This window comes from Sphingopyxis sp. 10G20-10 (genome assembly GCF_057365075.1).
Genome location: NZ_CP195117.1, coordinates 2,392,392 through 2,415,005, shown reverse-complemented (window position 1 = coordinate 2,415,005; position 22,614 = coordinate 2,392,392). Strand labels below are relative to the sequence as shown.

The 22,614-nt window shown below is 60.5% G+C and carries 12 protein-coding genes; 5 read left to right on the top strand and 7 right to left on the bottom strand.

Annotated features, from left to right (window positions below; translation table 11 throughout):
- Positions 1-42: 42 nt before the first annotated feature.
- From ACR3XE_RS11705 to ACR3XE_RS11675, 7 genes are all read right to left on the bottom strand, one after another.
- Positions 43-987, bottom strand: a complete 945-nt coding sequence (locus ACR3XE_RS11705) for a D-2-hydroxyacid dehydrogenase (protein ID WP_473700016.1) — start codon at positions 985-987, stop codon at positions 43-45.
- A gap of 97 nt (positions 988-1,084) precedes the next feature.
- Positions 1,085-2,536 (bottom strand): cysteine--tRNA ligase, encoded by a 1,452-nt coding sequence (gene cysS, locus ACR3XE_RS11700; RefSeq protein ID WP_473700017.1) that lies wholly within the window; start codon positions 2,534-2,536, stop codon positions 1,085-1,087.
- Between the two features lie 58 nt (positions 2,537-2,594).
- A complete protein-coding gene (locus ACR3XE_RS11695; RefSeq protein WP_473700018.1) occupies positions 2,595-10,709 on the bottom strand; it encodes a beta strand repeat-containing protein in 8,115 nt (2,704 codons plus the stop codon).
- Positions 10,710-10,738: 29 nt separating this feature from the next.
- Complete coding sequence (locus ACR3XE_RS11690; protein WP_473700019.1) at positions 10,739-12,568, bottom strand: ShlB/FhaC/HecB family hemolysin secretion/activation protein; 1,830 nt, start codon at positions 12,566-12,568, stop codon at positions 10,739-10,741.
- Between the two features lie 170 nt (positions 12,569-12,738).
- Entirely contained in the window at positions 12,739-13,509 is a 771-nt protein-coding gene (locus ACR3XE_RS11685) for a hypothetical protein (RefSeq protein ID WP_473700020.1), read from the bottom strand.
- Entirely contained in the window at positions 13,496-15,568 is a 2,073-nt protein-coding gene (locus ACR3XE_RS11680; RefSeq protein ID WP_473700021.1) for a CHASE2 domain-containing protein, read from the bottom strand. The genes ACR3XE_RS11685 and ACR3XE_RS11680 overlap by 14 nt, the downstream gene beginning before the upstream one ends.
- A 3-nt stretch (positions 15,569-15,571) precedes the next feature.
- Positions 15,572-18,676, bottom strand: coding sequence for a CHAT domain-containing protein (locus tag ACR3XE_RS11675; protein ID WP_473700022.1), 3,105 nt, complete (start codon positions 18,674-18,676; stop codon positions 15,572-15,574).
- Positions 18,677-18,901: 225 nt separating this feature from the next.
- Here ACR3XE_RS11675 and ACR3XE_RS11670 point away from each other — a divergent pair, with 225 nt between their 5' ends.
- The 5 genes from ACR3XE_RS11670 to ACR3XE_RS11650 all read left to right on the top strand — a co-directional run bounded on the left by ACR3XE_RS11670 (position 18,902) and on the right by ACR3XE_RS11650 (position 22,560).
- Complete coding sequence (locus tag ACR3XE_RS11670) at positions 18,902-19,225, top strand: DUF1476 domain-containing protein (RefSeq protein WP_473700023.1); 324 nt, start codon at positions 18,902-18,904, stop codon at positions 19,223-19,225.
- Positions 19,226-19,243: 18 nt separating this feature from the next.
- Positions 19,244-19,477 carry a BolA/IbaG family iron-sulfur metabolism protein gene (locus ACR3XE_RS11665; protein ID WP_473700024.1) on the top strand — a complete coding sequence of 78 codons (234 nt, stop codon included), beginning with the start codon at positions 19,244-19,246 and terminating at the stop codon, positions 19,475-19,477.
- A gap of 56 nt (positions 19,478-19,533) precedes the next feature.
- Entirely contained in the window at positions 19,534-19,863 is a 330-nt protein-coding gene (gene grxD / locus ACR3XE_RS11660) for a Grx4 family monothiol glutaredoxin (protein WP_473700025.1), read from the top strand.
- Between the two features lie 568 nt (positions 19,864-20,431).
- Positions 20,432-20,800: a BlaI/MecI/CopY family transcriptional regulator gene (locus ACR3XE_RS11655; protein WP_473700026.1), complete on the top strand. Its 369-nt coding sequence runs from the start codon at positions 20,432-20,434 to the stop codon at positions 20,798-20,800.
- Positions 20,797-22,560, top strand: coding sequence for a M56 family metallopeptidase (locus ACR3XE_RS11650; RefSeq protein ID WP_473700027.1), 1,764 nt, complete (start codon positions 20,797-20,799; stop codon positions 22,558-22,560). Before ACR3XE_RS11655 ends, ACR3XE_RS11650 begins: the two co-directional genes overlap by 4 nt.
- The last annotated feature ends 54 nt before the right edge of the window (positions 22,561-22,614 follow it).

The following is a 22,614-nucleotide window of genomic DNA, read 5'->3' as shown; positions in this document are numbered from 1 at the left end:
GGCTCACATGCAGGCGACGGGTCTGTCGGCTCCGCTTTTGTGTTAATATCCCAGTTTCAAATCCACCCGCGGCTCAACGGCTTCGCCCTTGTGCCAGCGGTCGAGGTTTTCGAGGAAACGTTCGGCGGCGCGGATGAACATCTTGTCTTGCGCGCGGCCCGACAGGTGCATGGTGATATGCGCGTTGTCGAGGCTCCATAGTTCATTGTCGGCGGGCACGGGTTCGGGGGTGGTGACGTCGAGGAAGGCCGCGCCGATGCTTTTGGCTTTCAGAGCATCGATGAGCGCCGCCTGATCGACGACGCTGCCGCGCGCGATGTTGATGAGCGTGGCGGTCGGCTTCATCGCCTCAAGTTCTGCCGCACCAATCATGCCATCGGTTTCAGGGGTGGCGGGAACGGCCAATATGACCCAGTCGAAGTCGCCCAGTCGCTCGCGCCATTGATCGGGGGTCAGCGTATTGGGGCCAGCCGTGCGGCGGACCACGGTGACATCGACGGCAAAGGCTTTGAGCCGCTCCTCGACCAACTTGCCGATCGCGCCATAGCCGAGCAGCAGCGCCTTGCTGCCGAACAGCTCCGCCTTGCCGGGAGAATCCATCAACCATTCGCGGCGATCCTGCGCGTGGACGACTTCGCGAAAACCCTTTGCGGTGGTGAGCATGCCCATGACAACATATTCGGCGATGGTGATCGCGTTGATACCAGCGCCATTGGTGACGATGGTCCCGCGTTCGCGAAGCTGGTCGAGCGGCATACCATCGACCCCGGCATAGATGGAGTTGAGCCATTTCAGGCCGGTCGCGGCGGTGATGACGGCGGCCATGTCGCCTTTGTCATACATGTCGAACCAGCCGATTTCGGCGGTGGGCGCGAGGTCCAGTGCTTCCTCTTTGGTCATGAAAAAGCGCGGCTCGACCCAATCGGGCAGGCGGCCTTCGATCAAGGGGCGGATAAGGCCGGACAGGACGGTGATGGTTTTGGTCATGGGCTATTCCTCTACGAGCATAGTCGAGATGCCTATCGGTCACGCATTCCCTTGAGGTGTCTCGACTATGCTCGACACGAACGGAACGCGAGGTCGCTTATATGTCCAGCCGCCAGTCCCAGCCGAGCGGGTCGCCGTCCATGACTTCGACGCCTTGCGCCGTTAGTTCGTCGCGCAGCGCGTCGGAGCGGGCGAAATCCTTGTCGGCGCGAGCCTGTTTGCGGGTGGCGAGCGCGGTTTCGATTTCGGCCTCGGTGATGGTCGCGGATTTGGGACGGATGCGAAGATCGGCGCGGGTTAGGGTAAGGAGGTTGAGGCCGAGGACTGCGTCCATATCCTTTACTACGGCCAGCCGTTCGCCGGCGTTGTATTTCTTCAGACTCAAGACATCGTCCAGCCAGGTAAGCGCTTTCGGAGTGTTCAGATCGTCAGAAATTGCGTCCTCAAAAGCTCCCAGCCACTCTGCCCACCATTCAATCGGTTTCGCGGGCGGCTGAGAGCTGGTGGACTTCAACTGTTCAAAACCCATCACCATCCGCTTCAACCGCGTCAGTGCCGCACCCAAGCCCTCCCAAGAAAACTCCAGTTCGCTGCGGTAATGGGCCTGTAGGCACATCAGGCGATAGGCGAGGGGGTGATAGCCTTTGTCGATGAGCAGTTGCAGGCGGAGGAATTCGCCCGCGCTTTTGCTCATCTTGCCCGAACGGTCGATCAGGAAATTATTGTGCATCCAGATGCGCGCGCCGCTGTGGTCGGAGCAGCTGTGCGCCTGATTTTGCGCGATTTCATTGGGGTGGTGGATTTCGCGATGGTCGATGCCGCCGGTGTGGATGTCGAACGGCAGGCCGAGCAGCGCCTCGCTCATCACGCTGCATTCGAGGTGCCAGCCCGGCGCGCCTTTGCCCCACGGGCTGTCCCATTCCATCTGGCGCGTTTCGCCCGGCGGGGTGGTGCGCCAGATGGCGAAGTCGGCGGCGTTGCGTTTGCCCTTTACCGTGTCGATGCGGCCTTCGCCCTCGTCGGTCCTGGCGCGCGCGAGGCGGCCATAATCGGCGACCGTCGAAGTGTCGAAATAGAGGCCGCTGTCGAGTTGATAGCAATGTTTGTCGGCGATGCCCCTGGCATAGTCGATCATCGCGGGAACATAGTCGGTGGCAATCGACCAATGCGCGGGCTGGCGGATGTTGAGCGCCTTCACATCGTCCCAATAGGCCTGCGTATAATGGCGGGCGATATCCCAGATGGATTGGGCTTTTTCGGCGGCCATTTTCTCCAGCTTGTCCTCGCCCGCATCGCCGTCGTCGGTCAGATGGCCGACGTCGGTGATGTTGATGACATGGGTGAGCTGATAGCCTTTGAACGTCAGGGCGCGGCCCAATGTGTCGGCGAAGACGTAAGCGCGCATATTGCCGATATGCGGATAATTATAAACCGTTGGACCACAGCTATAGACGCGCGCCTCGCCCGCATGGACGGGGGCGAAGGTTTCAAGGCTGCGCGTCAGGCTGTTGAACAGCCGGAGCGGTGCGGGGGCAGGGGCGTCGGTCATGGCAGCGGCCATGCCCCGTGACGGGGCAAAACGTCAACTGCTGTCATCGCCGCGCCGCTTATTCGGCGGGCTTTGACCATAGATCATCATTGCCTGCGCCAGTGACCGGATCGTCGAGCAATGGTGCGCCGGGCAGGGGGTCAATGTCGCGCAATTCGATGAGCGGTAGCGTAATGCCGCCCGAGCCGTCGTCGGTATCTGCGTCGTCATCGCCATTGCTGTCGACGATATCCTGAACCGGGAAATCGTCGTGAATATCCGGTATGACCGGCGCCCCGCAGCTTGCAACATTGGCAATCAAACAGCCGTTGAAGGTGGACCGCGGATCAAAGCTGGCGGTGGTTGATCCGGTCTGGCTCGATCCGCTGCTGATATTCAGAAGCGCGATGGTGTCAATCCCGTTGACCGTGCCGTTGGGGCCGATCTGTTGTCCATTAACGACAATGCGGGTGGTCGAGGACGCGGTTGTGACATTGAACCCCAGCGCCCCGAATGTCAGCCCGCGACGTTGTGCAAAATCGGTTCCGGCCCCGCTATTTTGAACATAGAAACCGCCGACCACATTGACATCGATGCCGCCAGCATAAAGCGCGCCGTCATCGCTGGTGAAGCCGTCATTTAGGGCCAGTCGCGCCTCTATGGCGTCGGTGCTGCCCGCTGTCGCGACATCGTCGATGGCATCGGACGTCGCAACGATGATGTCATCGGATTGCAAGTTCAGCATACCAGCGGGGGTGCTGCCCGTGCCGGTGAGGCGGATCGTTCCCTGACCCATGATAACCTCAATCGCGTCGTCGGCGTACAGGTTGAAGCTGTTGTTGTCCGACAGACCGGTCAGGCTGGCATTGCCGATCACGCGCGCTTTTCCGGGGGTCAAAATCGTGAATCCGCCATTGGGACCAAGGTTGGACGTAGGACCGCCCGCAGTGAGAACAAAATCGTCGATAATGACATCCGGCGGCGCGCTGCTGCCCACCGATTGGAAGCCCGACGAGAGAACTTCGGGGGCAAGAACGGTGATGTCCGCCCCGAAGATGCGGGTCATTTCGGCGGCGTCGAGATGATAGCCGTTGCGCGTTCCGGTGCCGCCGATGAACGTCTGATTATCGCTGTTATTGTTGCGAATATCGAGTGTGTCAGTGCTGCCCCCAGTGCCAAGACGGCCATCGGTGTCGATGACGATATCCGCCGAAAGGACCGACATGGCGCGGCCTGTGACGCCGCTTATGATGTTGATCGTCTGGTCTGCTTCGGCTTGCAGGAGATTGGTGGCGGTAACGGTCGACAATGTCATGTCGTTGCCTGCGGCAAGGATCACATCATTGGCGTCGAGCTGGACAATGTTGAGGTTGTTGCTGGCAGACAGATCAGCCCGCCCCGCGATTGCCGATGCGTTGACGTCGAGATTGCCGCTGGTGTCCACCACCGCATCGCCGACGTCGGTATCGAGCTGTTCGAAAACGAGATTGTTGCTGCCGCCAATCGCGATACTGTCACCGACGGCATAGACCGGGCCGGTCGACGCAAGGTTGTTGACTTGAACCGCGCCTGCGTCGCTGAAAAGATCAGTCTCTCCGCCGCCGCTGACGGAGTTTGCGAAAACGCCCGTGATGCCGTTGAGCGAGAGAAGGCCGCCGCCGGTGGTTGACGCACTCAATATGTCGATGTTGGTTCCGGCGTCGAAAACAAGATCGCCGCCAGCCAGCGAATGGCCGCCGGTGATTGCGTTGGTGGTGGTAATCGAAAGGTCGCGCCCGATCGTGAGCGTGTCGAGGACAACGCCCAATGATGTCGTCAAAAGCGCCATGTCGACGGAGTCCGCCGCGACGGTCATATCGCGCCCCGCAGCAACTGCGCCGGTGATCGACGCAGTGCCGGTCGAATCAATCTCTATATCGTCAAAGGCATCGAGATTGGCGAAACTGGCATCGCCGCTTTGCGTTGTGATGCTGCTGCCTGTGTCGGTCGAACCGACCCCCAGCGTCGTTGCACCACCGAGGGCCAGCGTCGTTGCAGCGGAAAGAAGGATGTCGTCGCCCGCGGACAGGGTGCCCGCGTCAATCGCTCCGTTGAAGGCGGTGAGAGTGATGTCGGCGCCGTCGGCGGCGGCGGCGCTGGTCTGGAACATCGAGGGCAGGCCGGTGCCTCCGCCCGCGACAAAGAGGAGGTCGCGGTCGTCGTTGCCGGTGCCGGTTGCACTGACGCGCAGGGCGGTGATCGTGCCATCGGCCTCTACATCCACATCGTCGCCCGCCGATACATCGGTCAGCGCCACCGTGGTTCCGGCAAGCAATTGCATGTCCTCGCCCGCACTTGCATTGGTGACCGATATAGCTTGCCCGGCATTGACCCCGAACATGGTCGCGGCGGCGCTGTTGGTCAGCGTCGCATTGCCCGCCGCGATGACAAAAACTGTGCCCTCCGAGAGGGCGCCATTGCCGTTAACAAAGCCGCCATTGGCGGTGGCTGATGCGTTGACATTGGCGTTGGATTGCAGGTCGACATTGCCGCCCGACACATAACTTCCCGACAAATCGCCTTCGGCAAAGACCGAAATATCGCCGACCGTATCGGCCCCGTTGATCGTCGCCGCACCGCCCGTGGCAGAAGCGAACAGCGTATCGCCGCCCTGCAGGCTGTTGTTGACCGCGATGCTGTTGCCGAACAGGCTGACGCTGCCGCCTGCGGCAATGTTGTCGCCGCTGATGCCTTCGGCACCAGGGGCCGTTCCGCTGGCGCTGAGGGTGACGGTCGAACCGGCGTCGAGGGCGACAAAGTTGATCGACTGGCCGAAAACCTGAATAAACCCGCCTGCGGTGGAGTTGCCCAGATCGACGGCACCGGGGGCGTTGATGTTGATGTCGCCGCCGGTGATGAGCGAGTTCAGCCCGGTACGGAAACTGGCGACATCGGCGGTGAAGTTATCCGCCGTTTCGCTGTGGTCGATGTCGGTGTCGCCTGCGGTGATGACAACATTGCTGCCATCCTCTTCATTATCGCCGCCCGATCCGTCGGTATTCATCGTTCCGATGGAGAGTGCGCCCGAAAAATTCAGGTTGATGTCATCGCCGGCGAACAGCGAATCGATCTGGCCGTCTGTTCCGGCGGTGATCGTCAGATCGGTGCCGGCGGTGATGTCGCCGCCGAAAACGCCGTCAAAAGCGTCAATATCGGTCGAGGTGCCGCTGTCGATCGAGCCGAAGCTGACGTCGCTTCCGTTTGAGACTAGCGTCGTGCTGCCGCCTGATCCTGCGAAGCCAACACCGACAAAGCCGCCTTCGGCGTAGAGATCGCCGCCTGCTTCGGCGACCGCAACGTCAATGCTTCCGTCTGCTAAAAGCGACAAATCGCCATTCGCACTGAGATAGGTGTTTTCATCGGAGAGAATATCTCCGCTGCTTGAAAAAGATAAATCGCCAGCGACCGAGACGCTGGGGTTGAAATTGTCCGCATTGCCGTTGCTTGCAGTAATCAGCGTGCTGCTGAACACGTCGAGCGAGCCATTGATCACTAGTTGTCCGTCGCCCAGCATATCAAATGCGATCGTGCCATCACTGGTCAGCGAGGTATCGCCATCGACAAGAATTTGGCCGTTGCTGCTAGCAATATAGATACCGCTGTCGAACGGCGAGGAGGGGACGGAGGTTGCCGGTGAACCAAATGCAGATGCGTCGAGGCTGGCCAATGAAATTCCCAAGCCGTCGCTGCTGTTCAAAATATTGATCCGGCCGGCGATATTGCCGCTAACGTCGATACTGGTGTCGGCAAAGTCGATTAGCCCCGAACCCGATTCTGAATCCTGGGATTCAAGTGTCACGACACCGCCACGGTTGAAACCGCTTACCCCAGACGCGCCAGCGACCGCTGTGCCAGAACCGCCGCTGCCGCCCGACCCTTCCGTACCGCCGCTTGTGATCTCAACCGGAAATCCGTTCGAGTCGATTGTGCCGCCGTTGGCAAGAAAGTGAACCGAGCCGCCGGTGCCATTCCCCCCATCGCCGCCGTTGCCGCCGACTTCGTTGCCGCCTTGTTGCTGGCTGATGTTCGCGGCTCCGGCGCCGCCATTGCCTCCCGTTCCATTCCCGCCGAAGGTCGCGATTCCTGCATCGTCTATGCCGAGCGAAGCGGAGCCACCATTGGCGATGATCTCGATTGTGCCGCCGGTGCCATTGCCCCCATTGCCGCCGTTCGGACCAACGGCAGGATTGTTTCCAAACGCCAGAAATGCGTCACCGCCATTGCCGCCGGTGCCGCCAGTGCGAAAGATCGACTGGTCGGCATTTGCATTTGCGTTTTCTCCCTCCAGCTGAACGCGCGACGTTCCGCCGGTCGCCGATCCGCCATTGCCGCCGGTGCCGTCCATACCGTCGGCACCACTGCCGCCAAGCGCACTGGAATCGATGCGGAGTATCAGAGTTCCGGCATCGAAATCATTGATCACAAACTGTGCCAGACCGCCCTGGGCTGTGCCGCCATTGCCGCCGATGCTGTTGAAGCCGCCCGCGCCGCCGAGACCCTGGGCGATGCTGCCGACATCGCCGGTCGCGGTGATGGCCGTCATCGTGGTGATGGTTGCGGTGCCGCCTGTCCCGTCGCCGCCATCGCCGCCGACGCCAATGCCGGTCGGCGGGCCACTGGCACTGAATGCACTGAAGGAACCGCCATCGCCGCCGATTCCCGACGCATCGGAGGCGATATTTCCGGCATTCAATGTGCCTTGAATGATATTGATATCGGCGGACCCGCCCGTTCCATCGCCGCCATCTCCGGTATCTTCGACTCCGCCGAAATCGGCGATATAATCGCCGCCATCGCCGCCGATGCCTCTGGATGACGCGTCGATATTCTGTGCGGTAACGCTGGATGTGCCGTTGAGGTTGATCACCGCTGTGCCGCCAAAGCCGCTGCCGCCATCGGTAGCCAGGGTTGGGGGAGAGTCGCTATCGCGGCCTCTCAGGCCAAAACCGCCATAGCCGTCGGCTGAGACTGTTATGTCCGTTCCCGTAAAATCGCCCGCAAAGAAATTGATTATCGCCGTGCCGCCAAATCCATCACCGCTTAGGCCGCTGCCATTGGAAAAGCCTCCGTTACCCTCTGCCGACACCCGTAAATCGGCGATATTCGCCGTGCCGCCGCTTTGGGTGAAGATCGCGGTTCCGCCAAATCCACTGCCGCCCAGTGCGTCGTTCTTGCCACCATAGCCGTCTGAAGAAATGTAGAGAGAGTTAGCTGTCAGGGTGCCGCCTTGAACATCGATGGCCAAATTGCCGCCTATGGCGTTGGCCGATCCCGGGCCATCGGTTGGCGGCGGCCCTTCGAACTCCATACCAGTGTATCCATTGGTGGAGAGGTCGACGTCGCTGAAGGAGATCGCGCTTGCTGACGAAAGATTATTGAGCAACCGCACAAGAATCGTGCCGCCAACACCCGTCGTTGCCGTGGTCGCATTGGAATCTGTATTGCCGCCCGTTCTGCCATTGGCGGAAAAGGATGAGAAACCTAATGGAAGATTGATCTGACCGCCATCGGCGATGAACTGAATTGTCCCGCCAGTGGCATTGGTGCCTCCGGACGAAAAACCGGTGACGGCGTCGGCATTAAAGAAATTGGAAGAGAAGGTGCCATCGGCTTCTATAACGCCATTGTTCGATGCGAGCAGGTCGATCGTCCCGCCCTGTGCTGAACCGCCAAGGCCATCCACATCGGCAGTTCCGGCATTGGCGGAGAGTGAAAATTCGCCTGCCATGATCGTGCCGCCATCGGCAGAGAAAAGGATATCGCCACCGGTGCTGCTGCCGACTGACGCCATGATACCAAAGTTGTATGATCCACCGCCTGCATCGATATTAAAATCGTTCAACGCGCTGATGGTTGCACCGCTGGTCGCTTGAACTGTTACAAAACCACCGGTGCCGCTTCCTCCATTTTCACCGAATAAGGCATCGCCGCTCGCATCCAGACCTATGTCACCGTCGCTTTCGATCGCGGACCCCGTATCGGCTGTCACAGTGATGGTGCCGGCGAGGGCATCACCGGTTGTGGCCGTCCTTGCCAAGGAGTTGTAGCCACCCCCAGCCTCTGCTCTGGCCGACAGGATAAGTGAATCGGGATTGGTATAGATTCCGCCTGTCGCCGAAACCGTGGCGGTGCCGCCGCGTGCGTCGCCGCCGCGCGATCCGTCCCCGTCGCTGCCGCCGCCCAATGCGCTGGCGGACACAGCAACATTGCCCAAAGTGGCAAATGTGGAGATGTCGCCGTTCAAGACCAATTCTGCCATCCCGCCCCTGCCATCACCGCCATTTTGGGTGACGAGTGGAGGGAGCGCGGGCCTGACTAGAAAGCCACCGCCCATACCGTCAGCGGTGATTACGGTCTGAGAAGCGCTGAAATCAGAACCAGTGCCCGAAATCTGGATGCTTGCACTGCCGCCTGTTCCGTTGCCCGATTGGATGGTTCCGGTTTGGCCCTGCCCATTGGCTTCGGCTGTGACGGACGTGTCGGCGTTGATTCTGCCGCCGTTGGATACCGAAACGACGGCTGTTCCACCCACAGCGTCGCCGCCATTGTCGACGGCCAATGTCTCGCCGTTCTGTCCCAGGAACAGACCACCGCCGGTGGCGCTTGCTTGCGCTGTGACGTTACTGGCGAACAGGATACCGGTTCCCGCAACCGAGATGCCAGCGTCGCCGCCATTGGCATTGCCGCCATCACCATTTGCGTCAAGACCCCCTGTCGCATTGGCGGCGACAAGGACGTCGCCGGTGTTCGCGGTGCCAGCGGATATCACAAGGCTGGCATTGCCACCGCGACTCGATCCATCCGGCTGCACCGTGCCATTCGCCAGAATCGACAGATCGCCTGAAATGGTCAGATTGCCGCCATTCATCGTGATACTGGCGTTGCCGGGTGTCCCGTTTGCACCATTGGCCTGAACCGTTAAATTGCCGGTTGCACTGATGGTTTGGCCCGCCCCGACGGTGAGGGCTGCGCCGGCGTCGCCGATAAAGTTGGCGTCACCCGTGATTGTGATTGAGCCACTGGCCCCCAGTGGCGCGCCGCCAAATTCGCCGCTGGCCCGGGCCATGGTGTTGCTGAGAAAGTCCGTGTTGCGGACATTGATGCCGGCGGCTGTGCCGTTGACCGGCGTGCTGTCGATCGCGCCATTGGTGACGTTATAGCCTGCCGACAGGACCACGGCCCCGTCGGGATCGACTTGCGCCGCGGCGGCGTCCTGATAGCCGACCTGACCCGAAACCAGCATGGTGACGGCATCATTTTTCGGGATCGCGACCATATAGACGCGGTTGTCGTTGGTATCACCCTGCAGGTGCGCGGGGCCGGTGGTGGTGCCCGTGTGACTGATGACATTCCCACCCTCTGCGCCTACGAGGACATTGATGTCGAACAGGCCATTGTTGATGCGAATATCGGCCTGTTCGGCGGCGACATAAGCCGTTGATCCGTCAGCGCTGACGACGCCATTTTGCACAATGCGCGGTGCCACCAGTGCCACATAGGAACTGCCCGGATTGCCGTTGCTGGCTGTAATCGACGCGCCCTGACTGATCTGAACAGCCGACGTGCTGCCCGATGTGCCGCGAAAGCGGATGTTGTTGGTGTTGCTGAACAAGCCGCCGCTGGTGTCGATGTCATTGGCAGTCAGCAACAGGCTGCCGACATTGATCGCCGCGCCATTGCCGATCAGGATGCCGCCCGCATTGTAGAACCAGATATTGCCGCCCTGAACACTGTTCGGGTTGGTGGGCGCGCCGACAAAGCTGTTGACCGTCCCATTAAGCGCGACCACCCGGCTGAGCGACAGGCCGCCGCTGGAAACAAAGCGGTTGAGGACGGTATATTGGCCCGTGGCACCGTAAAAATTGAGCGTATTGCCTGCGGGTAGAAAGTCGATGGCTCCGCCGGTCGCGGCGTTATCAGTTGGGGTCCAATTGATTATGGTCTGAGCGGTGCTGGTGACGACATCGGTCGTGTTCGCAGGCGCGCCGGGCGCGATGGTTGCATTTCCAAGTGTGACATTTCCGCTGCCGACGACGCCTTGCGCATGTGCGGGACCGGCCATGGCCAGCGCCATCAAACCGGCGGCGACGGCGCAGCTGCCCAGCAGGCGCAGTTTTCCCTGATGAATGGTTCGCGGTGATGGGGTCGGACGCATGGTCAATATCCTTGGCAGGAAAAATCCTATCAGTGAGCTCGCACCCCGAATTGGGTCGTGAGCGAAATCAGTATGCGTGGGTCAGGTTTTTTGACGAGGAACCCGGCGCGATTCAGCGGAGCCGCCACTGTCACATCGAGTCGTCCCAGACCGCCATAGGCAAGGCGGACACCGCCACCTGCTGAGTATAGTTTCTGCGGATTGAGACCGTTGAAGGCCGTATCCTTGTTCCACACCCAGGCGGCGTCAAAAAAGACGAAGGGTTGAAATGACACCGAATGATTGTCGGCGGGAACGAGCGAGCCATAGCGTGCCTCTGTCGCGACACCGACGCCGCTATCCCCAATAATCGTGCCGGGATCAAAGCCGCGTCCGACTGTGAAATTACCCGCCGAAAACTCTTCATAGGCGAGCAGGGGATCATTGGCCCATTGCATACGGGGCGCGACCGACAGGGTGAATAATTTATGCGGCCGCCATTCGGCCTGTGCATTGGCGCGCACCACAAAGGCGTCGGGTTTGCCCTCGATGCGGGTGAGCGGGACGACGCCCGGGACGAAACATGCCGCGCCAGCGACGCCGCAATCGTCACTGGCACCCAGTCCCTTGATGCCTTTGCGCGCCTCTAAAGATGCGGAAAAGGACCAGCGCGGCTCGGCCGGACTGTATCCGCCGCGCCCTGCAATCGACGAAGGATCGATCCAGCTCGCATCGGCGCGCAGGTTAAAGACACGTAGCCGGTCCCGGTTGAGCGCCACGCCGCCAAGTCCGATGTCCTGATCGATAAAATCAACCCCGCCGCCAACATTCAGTCGATGGGCCTGGGTCAGCGTCACGGGATAATTTGCAAACAGGCTGGCGATTTGCGTGTCTGATTTCAGCGGCAAACCGGCAATGTCCGGGCGTGTCCAGGCATAGGTATAGCTGCCCCCGATTTTCAGGCCTTCGCTCCCGATCCGAAATTCATGGGCCGCCTGAATAACTTGCTGTTCCTTGAGGTCGGCGGTCGAGTAGATGCTGAGCGTCGTCATGTCGCCCAGCCCGGTCAGCCCGTTGATCCGCGCGCGCGCAATGCCGCCAAAGCGGCCAACGTCGCGGGGGCCGAAATTCTGGATATTCGCATCGAGGACTAACGGGGTCCGCGAAACCTCCACTTCGCCGACCACTTCGCCGGGTGTGCCGCTGGGCCGCAGGGTCAATCGTGCGTCCAGCCCGGGGATATCGCGCGCCAACAGCAAATAACGTTCGGCATCGGTGATATTAAAGACCGGCTGGCCTTCGATCTTGGACAAATAGGCCTGCAGCAATTTTTCCGACCGCCCGGCATCGCCGCGCACTTCGATCCGGGTCAGCCGCGCAGCCAGGATGTCGAGCCGAATGATGCCATCGTCAATCGTTTGCGGTGGAACGCGCACGGCGGCCAAATAGCCTTTTGACCGCAGCAATGTGGCGGCGCGATCACGAATGTCGCACACGACCGATATGGGCAGGGTTTGCCCCTGTTTATCGGACCAGCTGGACGTCAGAATGGACGCGTCAATGCCGTCGGGTGAGGTGAATTCCACGCCCTTCAGCGTGATGCTGACATTGGCAAATTCCGGGTTGGCCAGCGGACAGGGCGCCCGCTCGATGCTGTCATCGGCTGTTAAAATCTGCCCTGATTGCGTCGGGGCCGTCGTCGGGGCCGGTGGCTGCAGTTCCTCACGCGTCGGAATCTGCGGCGTCGCCTGCCACGCCAATGCCGCTACCGGCGCGCCAGCCAGCATCAACCCCATGGTGGCAAGCCCGATGCGTGCGGAGCGCCGATTGGCAGAAAAGTGCCATGTGACGCGCAAAATATTATGAAAATCAGCCGTCATCAGTCCCCCATGCGTGATCGCATATTACCAGTAGCGCCCCGGAATCGCCCCACGCGAACCCGATTCGTATCCCGTTTCGACCCGATAAGAAAACTTGCGCTCTTGCGGCAGCTTAGTTGGTTAGAACCTTATCAGAACAGGACCGGCGTATCAACGCCGGTCCACCGACATCAGCCAGCGGCCCCATCGGTTTCGGCCATGGTATCGACAAGCCGGTCAAGCTGTGGTGAGCAACTTTTGCTGACCAGCATATTGACCGATTCTTCGGCCGATTGTGGCGGCGTGTCGACCTTGGTGAAATGAATCTTGACCGGTGCAGTCAGGCCAGCGCCCGAAAGGCGATAATCGACGCCATATTGGATTGGCATAGTTTCGGTGGGCCATTTGCGGTAATTCGCTCCGCTGACTAGCGCCACCGTGTCCGACTTGGCGCTGGCGCCCTCACCGGTTTCGATCTTGAGTAGCGTATCGGTGCCCATGTCGGGACGCCACAAGAGCAAGGTTGCCGGGTCGAGGACGCAGAAATTGCCGCTCTGGCGATAATCGAGCAACCACAAATTGGGTGCCCGCACATCGGTCAGTACCGGGTCGGGAGCACCGCGCGAAAACCCGCCGCGCGGGCGACCGGGCGACCGGGCGATCATCCGCGACACGGTTGAGTTCAACGTCTGACTGGCCTGCACCGTTCCCGACGCGCCAAATGTGCCGGGTCCGGACAAAGTGCGCGTCTTGCCGCTTTGCAAGAGGACCACCCGATCACCGTTCACCAGCGATAGCCGGTCCGTCGGCTTGAATTTGGTACCGATAGGATATTTGCTCGCCGATGGGCCGGTCGAGCGCACAATCATCGATTGCGCCGCGGCGGTGCCGGTCCAGGCGACCGCCATGACGATGGCGGTCGCCGCGAACATCCAGCGGCGGTTGGTTTTAGGAAAGGGCATAGCTTTCTCCTTTTTGGGTTTGATCCAAACGATCTATCAAAAACATGATGGCTGTATCCTGACTCATTTCTGATCGTAGCTCTGTGGCACAGGTCACATAGGCCTTTTTATTCGCTTGATCATGCGCCGAGACCAGCGCCGACACCAGATCTCGCTGCTCCTTCGTGAGATCAGGGCGCGGCGTGAAAACATCGACCGGCTGCGCTCTGCCGCGCAAGGTGACGCGGCCCATAGGGATCAGATCGTCGCGCTCTGACCGTTCGGCGGCTTCGCGGCTGATGAGCACTCCGTTCTTGAGGCTCTTGTTCGCAGATTCGAGCCGCGCGGCGGTGTTCATGCTGTCGCCAAGCGCGGTATATTGTATGCGGCCTTCGCCACCGAAATTGCCGACAATCGCATCGCCGACATGCAGTCCGACGCGGGTCATGCCGATCGGCGGCACGCCCTCTGCCATGTCGCGGCGGAATGCTTCGCCCGCTTCGTGCATGGCGAAGGCCGCCGCGGCCGCTTTTTCGCCATCATCGGGCCGCCGCAGCGGGGCGCCCCAAAAGGCCACCACGGCATCGCCAACAAATTTGTCGATTGTGCCGCCATGCATCAGCACCACTTCGCTCAAACGGTCGAGATATTCGTTGAGCAAGCGCGCCACCGTTTCCGGTGTGATCGCATGGCTGAGTTTCGTAAAGCCTTCAAGGTCGGTGAAAACGCAAAAAATCTCGCGCTTTTCGCCGTGCAATGCCAGTTGGTCGGGGTCGCGCATAATCTTTGCCGCGACATCGACGGGCAAATATTTGCCGAGCGCCGACTGCGCAAAGGCGCGCTGTCGCGAGCCGATGGTACGCGCTGCCGTTCCCACGGCGGCATAACCGAGGAACCAGCCGACCGCCCAGCCAAAGGCTGGCAGGGTGGTGGTGTCGACACCTTGCCTTTGAAGCCAGAAGGGGAAAGCGACAAAAAATATCAATTGCCCGCCGAAAACCAGCGCAGCCCAGCGCGCGCGCAATTCGCTGAGGCTGGTCAGGCCACCAGCCGCGACCACCAAAATGGCGAGCAACCACAGCGAAACGGGCGGGATGGGATTGGGCCAGATGTCATCGAGCTGTTGTGCCAGCATATGTGCGTGCACCTCTAGCCCGATCATCGTTCCGCGGATGCCGGTCTGCAGGTCTGGGAGACGGGTGAGCGGCGTGTTAAATTGATCATTGCCGATAATATCGCCGCCGATCAGAACATAGCGACCTTTGACCGCCTCGGCAAAAGCGGCGCGCATGTCATCGTCCATATCGATAGCAAAGCTGTCGATAGGAATTTTGACGAAGACGGTTTCCTCCTGTCCCTTTGTCACACGCTTGGGAAGGAGGAAGCGGATATTGCCCTGATAATTGGCATAAGCCGGATTTACCGGCGCCATCGCATTGGCCATCAAAGGCGGCAGATTGGCGGGGCGATTGGGCCAGTGCCGGATCACGCCATCATCATCGGTTTGAAACAACACACTGGTGGGCCGGGTGTGTTCGGTCGTCACATCGGCCAGATAGCGTTTCAGATATTCTTGCTGTTCATATTGGATGGCATTGGGATTGCTCGATTGTTCGGCATAGGCGAGCCATGTTGGCGTTTGCATCGCGCGCAACTGCGCCTTGAGTTCCGGATCGTCGGGACGCGGTGAATCAAAGGCAATATCGATGCCGATCGCCTTGGCCCCCATTTTGTCGATATTGCCCAGCGCGCGCGCCAATAAAGATCGGTCAAGCGGCGACCGGATGCCGGTGTTGAACAGGGTTTCGTCGGTATAGGTGATCATGACGATGCGCTGGTCCTGTTCCACGCGCGGCGCCATCAGCGTGGCGCGGGTGTCATAGAGTGCGCGCTCGGCATCTTGGGCAAGAGGGAGCGACCAGCTTAGACGCGCAATCAAAATCGCGATCAACAGGAATAAGATCGTCGCCACCATCCGGGTGGGACCAAGCTGCATCACCATGCGACGAACGCGCTTTCGCATTGGAACGCGCGCGGGCGCGGCTTCAGTCGCGGGGTCCTGTACCGGATTATCCGTCATCAATCAGCGCGCAGCATCGTGCAGGGGCTTGCCAACCAGAGCTGTCGTGGTCGGGCTGGGGGTTTTGGGGCGGATGACCGGTTGGTTTCCGTCACCGATGATGGCGAAGCCCGCCCAATAATAAGGGTGTGAGGTCTGCGGGTCGGCCATTAGCCTTTTCTGCGCACCCCATAGTGCATCGACCATCGGCGTCCCGGCGGGCGAGGTGAACAGGCCGTCGATCAGGCGATTGGTTGCGTCAAAATCATCGGGGACCGGCCAGTGGCTGGCGACCACCGAACGGCTGCCCGCGCCGATGAAGGCGCGCACCAGCCCGTCGAGGGCGTTGCCGCCGCCGCTGGATATGCCGGCGGCGCGGGTGGCGCTGACCGATGCGGCGCCCGCCGTGTCACAGGCGGACAGGATGACAAGATCGGCGTTGAGTTTGAGGTCGAAAATTTCCTGAAAGGTCAGCAATCCATCCGAGCCGTCTTTGCCAAAGGATGTCACCAGCGCCGGGCGTGCAGGGCAGCCGATGCGCGGCGCCGTCACCAAGCCGTGGGTAGCAAAATGCAGGATGCGGTAATTGGCCAGATCGGTGCGCGCCAAGACGGCGTCGTCCGAAAAACCGGCCCCGGTCAGAACCATAGAGTCGTCGCGGCCCAATATCGACCGGGCTTTGATCAGTTCCTTGGCAGAGATGGGCCGGTTCCACACCGACAGATCCCATTGGCATTGCTGGTCAGGCCCGCCCGGAATCGCGCCGCGGTGGGCAACCGCGGGCTGGCTGGCCAGCGCCGGCTGATTCTGGCCAAAGCCGAAATATTCGTCGGTCGCGTTCGATGGCGCGGCCAGTCGGGCGTTGTGAAACGCCGACGGCGACACAGCCGTGCTGGCGCGGGTTGTTTTGCCCAGCCAGGCAATGTTGCGCATGTCAAAGGGGTTGGCGCTGGGATCAATCACCCGTTCTTCATAGGCGGCAAGCCCCGTATCCGACGTAATCAACAGGTTGATCGGAAGGCGCAGCATGGCGCCATCGGGTTCAAAGATCAGCTTGGCAATCTGGGGCAGGCGATCCGTGACGGGGCCAAAAAGCTGCTTATAGAGCTTACGTGATGTCGCGGCGTCAAAGGGATAGGTGAGGCGGCGACCATTTTCGACGACCGAGATTGTCGAGCGCAGCGCGTCGACTTCCTGAGTCAGATCATCATCGCTGATATCGGCGCGCCACAAATGCGCGTCATTGGGTTCGATCAGCATCACATAGACGCCTTGGCCAACCACGAGCATTTTTACATAGGCCTCGTCGTCTTTCAGCGTCGATTGCAGTCCAGCCAGATCGACCTTGTCCTGTGACACCGCACGATACTGCGGAAAGGCGCTGAGCCGGATCAAGGATTCGGACTGCTGGAAGGTCAAATTGGTCAGTCTGCGCGCGAGGTTGGTCCGTGTTGCCACAATGTCGGGCGTTGCTTCGAGTTGGGCGAGGCGGGCATCCTCAATCCGCGCGCGCTCTATATCGCGGTTGAGCGTCGTAACCTGACGGAAGAGTCGTGCGCTTTCGTTGGTGCCGCCCGATAGTTCGCGCGCCAGCACGGCCTGCGTGTCGGCGACACCAGGACGCACCTGAAGCTGGCTGGCAAAGAAAAAGTCGGTGATCGCGGTGGGATCGCTTGCCGCGCGTTCGGCAAGCAAGCGGTAATAGGGGGCCATCAGATTGGCCATGCCGGTGGTGGACCGTTGGGTCGCCGCGAGGTCGCCGATGATTTGCTTGTAAATCGTCAGCGCCGCGTCATCTTCTCCGTGTCGGGCCAGAAAAGATGCAAAGCGTGCGCGTGCCGAGGCCAGCGCATTGGTCTCGGGATATTCAACCGCGAGGACATTGACTGATTCCTGAAATCTGGAACGCGCCGTGTCCATCTTGCCCAAAGCTTCTTCGGCCAGTGCAAGTTCGCCCAAAATCTGGGACCGCAATCGGACGATTGACGTAACCCGCCCTTCGCGAACGGCCACGGCATCGGTGAGTGCCTTGTTCTGATCCCGTTCCGCCGCCTTGGGGTCGCCGCGCAATCGTTCGGTCGTGCCCAGCAAATGAACCGCTTGGGCATCGATGATCTGCGCCCGCTCTATCGGGGTTAAATGTTCGCGATCAGAGCTTTGCTGGACCGTGCGCGCATTGTCGCTGCTGTTGATTCCGGCTGCGATATCCGGCGTCAGCGTTACGGCACCATCACTTACCGTCAACGCGCTGGGAATCGCGGGGAGCGGATTGGTCAAAATCTCTGCGGCCGTCACATAATCGCGCTGGTTAAGTGCGTGGATAGCGCGAAAATTACGGCGCAGACGCATTTGCACCATGTCGACGGTCGGTATGGCTTCGACTTCTTTGAAAAGTCGCTCGGCCTCGTCAAATTCGCCCAGATTGGATTTCTGCAGGGCGCGGTTGAGCGTGAATTCGGTGGGGTCGAGCCCCGCGTCGCCTTCTTCCCCAATGGTGCGCCGCGACAGGGCCTCGAAAAATTCCGCGGCTTCGGCATAATTGCCACTTTGGTTGCGGCGATAGCCTTCGGCGAGAGCTTTATCGACGTCGATATTGCCGGCCAGCGTCCGCGCGAAACCATCATTGGCGCCCACCGATACCGAGGCAACATTGATGACCCCTGATTTGATCTTGTGATCCTTGATCGATTCCAGCGCGATGTTCAGCGCGTCGTCATAGGCGGCGAAGCCCTCTGCGACATAGCTGGTGTTTCCGCTTGATTCGAGGCGCGTTTTCCATGCGATGTTGCTGTCCTTGACCGTGCATGCGCCGTCCGCATCGCAAGAGACTGTATCGGCCCGGTTGCTGTTGATCCGTGCCAGCGCGGCGTCGGGGTCGGCGCGCAACATGCGGACATAGCCGACCGGTTGGCTGGCATCGCGGCAGATGATGACCCAGGCGCGATCGAACATGCCGGAAATGACACCATCGCGCACCGTTGCCTGCACTTCGCACAGCGATCCGCCCTTGTCGCCAATGGCAAAGCTGTCGCGCATTGTCGGGTCGTCGGTTTGCGCTTGTACCGTCGTCGGCAGGCTCAACGCAGCGATGGCAATGCCAGCCAACCAGCGGTGATGTAAAACGGACATAGCGCATTCCCCCAAATCACCATCGCGCACGCACAGCCATTCAAGCCAGACGATGGTGTTAAAATCAATTCTGTGGTGCGACCCATTCCCGTTGCGGGCAGCCTAACGCCCTATAACACAAAATGGAAGTGATCTGCCGCACAAAGCGAATGAAGGCGCCTGCGCGCTTGCGCCGCTGTTGCGGGCAACCTATCTGTGAAGGACAACTTTTGATGTGAGGGCATAATGCAAAGTTTCGACGACAGACAAAAAGCATTTGAGGCGAAGTTTGCGCGCGATCAGGAGCTGCAATTCAAAATTTCGGCCCGCCGCAACCGGCTGTTGGGCGAATGGGCGGCGGTGAAAATGGGGCTGACGCCCGAAGAAACCGACTCCTATGCCAAATCTGTCGTGCAGGCGGATTTTGAAGAAGTGGGCGACGAAGATGTCATCCGCAAATTGGCGGGCGACCTGACCGCGGCGAAAATCGAGATCAGCGATGCCGAAATCCGCGCGGCGCTGAACGATATGGCGGTCGAGGCGCGCCGCCAGTTTATGGACACGATGTAGGCTGCGCGGAGAAACGGGATGGCAATGCAGCAAGCAGAATTGCAGGCGATGATTGCGGCGGCTTTGCCCGATGCGACCGTGTCGATCACCGATCTGGCGGGGGATGGCGACCATTATTCCGCCCATGTGGTGAGCGAGACTTTTCGCGGATTATCGAGGGTTGCCCAACATAAAGCGGTTTATGCCGCGCTTGGCGGACGCATGGGCGGCGAACTGCATGCCTTGCAATTGACCACCGGCGTCCCTTCATAGGGACCAGAGCAAGATTTTGCGGGACGCGCCTTTCGCCCCCGCCTGGAGACAAGACTATGACCGACACCGCCCAGGATCGTATCACCGCAATGGTGAAGGAAAGCCCCGTCCTTTTGTTTATGAAGGGCACGCCCCTGTTCCCGCAATGCGGATTTTCGGCGCGCGCGATTGCGATGCTCGACCGAATCGGCGTCGAATATGGCACCGTCGATGTGCTGCAGGACATGGAAGTGCGTCAGGGCATCAAGGAATTTTCCGACTGGCCGACCATCCCTCAGCTGTATGTGAAGGGCGAATTTGTCGGCGGGTCCGACATCATGATGGAAATGTATGAAGCCGGCGAACTGCACGGTTTGATGGCGGGGGTTCCTGCCAAGGCGGAGTGACGTAGCTTAACTTACGTCTACTTTGGGGGTGGGAGTCGGACATCAATCGCCGTGCATGAACATCCCGCTGTAAAAGGCTAGCGCGAACAGAAGCGCTATAGTTACAGCGATAAATATGTAGCCTCGACGGTCCATGACCTTACATCGCAGAGGCGGCTGATGTCCGCAACTGGGTCGTAAGCAGCCGCGTCGGATCATGCCGGAATGAGGAAGCTTCGGGGGGCGGGGCCGTTGGGCCGCGCCGCCCCCGTTTGCTATCTAGGGTAAGTGGGGTTTTCCCGGGTGAGGGCGGGTGGCATCAGGGACCAGACTGATGCCACCCGCCGCTCCATGTTGAGCGGAACACTCAGGAACGTCTCATACTATTCAATTGCCGTGCCAATTTGTCCGCACGACGCATTTTGGCGGGTGACGCTGGTTAACCAAAGGTAAACGCCTGTGGGACCTGTCAAAATTCCCGACACTTGGCCCGCCGATGATTCCCTTTCCCTGCCATTCATCCCCCGTTCAGTTTAATGACTACATCTGTAGTCGTAGATCGAGTTGGCGTTGAACGGAGGGACGATCGATGGCCGAAAGAGCAAGCGAATCCGAAATGCAGGTGCTGTCCGCGCTGTGGGACGAAGCCCCGCAGACCGCGTCCGAACTGACCGCGCGCATTGGCGAGGCGAATGGCTGGACCCAAGCGACGATCAAGACTTTGCTGGCGCGGCTGGTGCAAAAGGGCGCGGTGACCGCCGAGACCGAGGGACGGCGCTTTCTGTATCGTCCGGCGGTGACGCGGGCCGAAGCGATGGGCGACGAGAGCCAGCGCTTTGTCGACCGGCTGTTCGGCGGGCGCGTGAGCCCGCTGATCGCACACCTCGCCGAGCGCGAGGCGCTGAGCGAGAGCGATATCAGCGAAATCGAGGACTTGCTGCGGAGGCTGAAGTCATGAGCGGGGTGGATCTGTTCGATTTTTGGAGCCACACGCTGCTGGTGACGGCGGCGCTGGTGCTGGCTGTGTTGGTGGTGCGGAAGCCGTTTGCGAAGGCTTTCGGGCCGCGATTGACCTATGCGCTGTGGCTGATCCCCGGTTTGCGGCTGGTGCTGCCGCCATTGCCCTTTGGCAATCCGGTTGCGCCGGTTGCACCGGTTGTCCTGTTGCCGGGTTCGGTTGGCGACGCGACGATGATGATGCCGATAGATGCGCCGCCGGCAGCTGCGGTGCCTGTTTCGATGCTGCCCGATCTTGAACCGCTGTTGTTCAGTGCGTGGACGGCGGGAATGTTCCTTGTGCTGGTGGCGGCGTTTGCCTCTCATCGCCGGTTTCGCCGCGATGTGCTGACGGGGGCCGTGGCGCTGGAATCGATCGGGTCGACGCGGTTGGTGATGTCGGACGCTATTTCGGGTCCCGTCGCCTTTGGCTTGCTGCGGCGTTATGTCGCGGTGCCGTATGATTTCTTTGCCCGTTATGACGGCGACGAGCGGGCGCTGGCGATGGATCATGAACTGATGCACCACCGCCACGGTGATTTATGGGCCAATGCCGCCGCGTTGATTTTGCTGGCGGCGCAATGGTTCAACCCTTTTGCCTGGGCGGCGCTGCGTGCCTTTCGTTTCGATCAGGAAGCGGCGTGCGATGCGCGGGTTCTGACTATGGCGCGTGCGGGTGAGGATGACGGCGAGCGCTTGTCGCGTACCGCCCAGTATGCCGCCGCAATCGCCAAGGCGGCGGTTGGGCCGCGCCTGATCCTGGCGGCCCCGATGGCGGCGCATGACAATTTGCAGGAGAGACTAACGATGTTGACGAGACAGGATATTTCGAAAGGGCGGGGCCTGTTCGGGCGCATGTTGCTGGGCGGTGTGGCGGTAGCGGCGCTTGTCACCACCGCAACATTGGTGCCGGCCCCGATCGCGAGTGCCGCCGATCCGTTGAATGATGTGCCCGCGCTGCCAGCCCCGCCCGCGCCGCCAGCCCCTCCAAGCCCGCTCGCGCCACCAAGTCCGCTCGCTGCTCCGGACGCGCCGGAACCCCCGGCGGCACCAGAGGCTCCGGCTGCGCCGCATCAAGCGCATCGGGTGATGGTCATCACGACCGACCGAACTGACGGACCAGACGCGCATCGGGAAATTCGCGAGATCGAAATTCGCCGTGCGGTCGAATTAGCCGAGAAGGCCCGTGTTCAGGCGCTGCGCGATGCCGGACAAGCCGTGGCAGAGGCCGAGGGCGCGCGCGCGCATGCGCTGGCCTTTGCCATGCAAGGCGGCAGTGGTCCCCAGCATCTGGAAATTCTTGCCAGCCTGTCGCGTGCAGACATTCTCGCGGCGTTGAAAGAGCAAGGGATTAGCGGGAAAAAGGCGGCGGCCGTTGCCGACAAGTTGGAGGCCAAGCGCAAGGACCATGGTGCGCGCACCCTATCATGGTCGAGCCGTGGTTCCGGACAAGCGATGGCGCTGGCGAACTGCTCCAATGGCGGCAAGCCCAAGATGCTGGTTGACCGCAGCGAAGATAAGGATGGTTCGGTTTCGGCGATCAAGATGCTTCGCTGTGGCGACACAACCATGGACCTGACGGCCCAGATTCAGGGAATGAAAAAGGCGCGCGAACAATTTGTGACGGGTGAAACCGCATCGAACCTGTCGGCCGAAATGCGCGCCAAGGTTGCCGCCGACCTCGACAAGGCGATCGCCGAAATGGAGAAGCACGGCAAATAAACGCGGACGATTGCAGCCTTAAATCGCCACCAACGTGTCTTCCCCGGCGCGGTT

What these genes read in the sequence shown, in the direction of transcription:
- ACR3XE_RS11685 (WP_473700020.1), bottom strand. Translation starts at nt 13,509, where the DNA reads ATGCCCTTTCCTAAAACCAACCGCCGCTGGATGTTCGCGGCGACCGCC.
- ACR3XE_RS11690 (WP_473700019.1), bottom strand. Translation starts at nt 12,568, where the DNA reads ATGACGGCTGATTTTCATAATATTTTGCGCGTCACATGGCACTTTTCT.
- ACR3XE_RS11680 (WP_473700021.1), bottom strand. Translation starts at nt 15,568, where the DNA reads ATGACGGATAATCCGGTACAGGACCCCGCGACTGAAGCCGCGCCCGCG.
- ACR3XE_RS11655 (WP_473700026.1), top strand. Translation starts at nt 20,432, where the DNA reads ATGGCCGAAAGAGCAAGCGAATCCGAAATGCAGGTGCTGTCCGCGCTG.
- grxD (WP_473700025.1), top strand. Translation starts at nt 19,534, where the DNA reads ATGACCGACACCGCCCAGGATCGTATCACCGCAATGGTGAAGGAAAGC.
- ACR3XE_RS11695 (WP_473700018.1), bottom strand. Translation starts at nt 10,709, where the DNA reads ATGCGTCCGACCCCATCACCGCGAACCATTCATCAGGGAAAACTGCGC.
- cysS (WP_473700017.1), bottom strand. Translation starts at nt 2,536, where the DNA reads ATGACCGACGCCCCTGCCCCCGCACCGCTCCGGCTGTTCAACAGCCTG.
- ACR3XE_RS11670 (WP_473700023.1), top strand. Translation starts at nt 18,902, where the DNA reads ATGCAAAGTTTCGACGACAGACAAAAAGCATTTGAGGCGAAGTTTGCG.
- ACR3XE_RS11705 (WP_473700016.1), bottom strand. Translation starts at nt 987, where the DNA reads ATGACCAAAACCATCACCGTCCTGTCCGGCCTTATCCGCCCCTTGATC.
- ACR3XE_RS11675 (WP_473700022.1), bottom strand. Translation starts at nt 18,676, where the DNA reads ATGTCCGTTTTACATCACCGCTGGTTGGCTGGCATTGCCATCGCTGCG.
- ACR3XE_RS11650 (WP_473700027.1), top strand. Translation starts at nt 20,797, where the DNA reads ATGAGCGGGGTGGATCTGTTCGATTTTTGGAGCCACACGCTGCTGGTG.
- ACR3XE_RS11665 (WP_473700024.1), top strand. Translation starts at nt 19,244, where the DNA reads ATGGCAATGCAGCAAGCAGAATTGCAGGCGATGATTGCGGCGGCTTTG.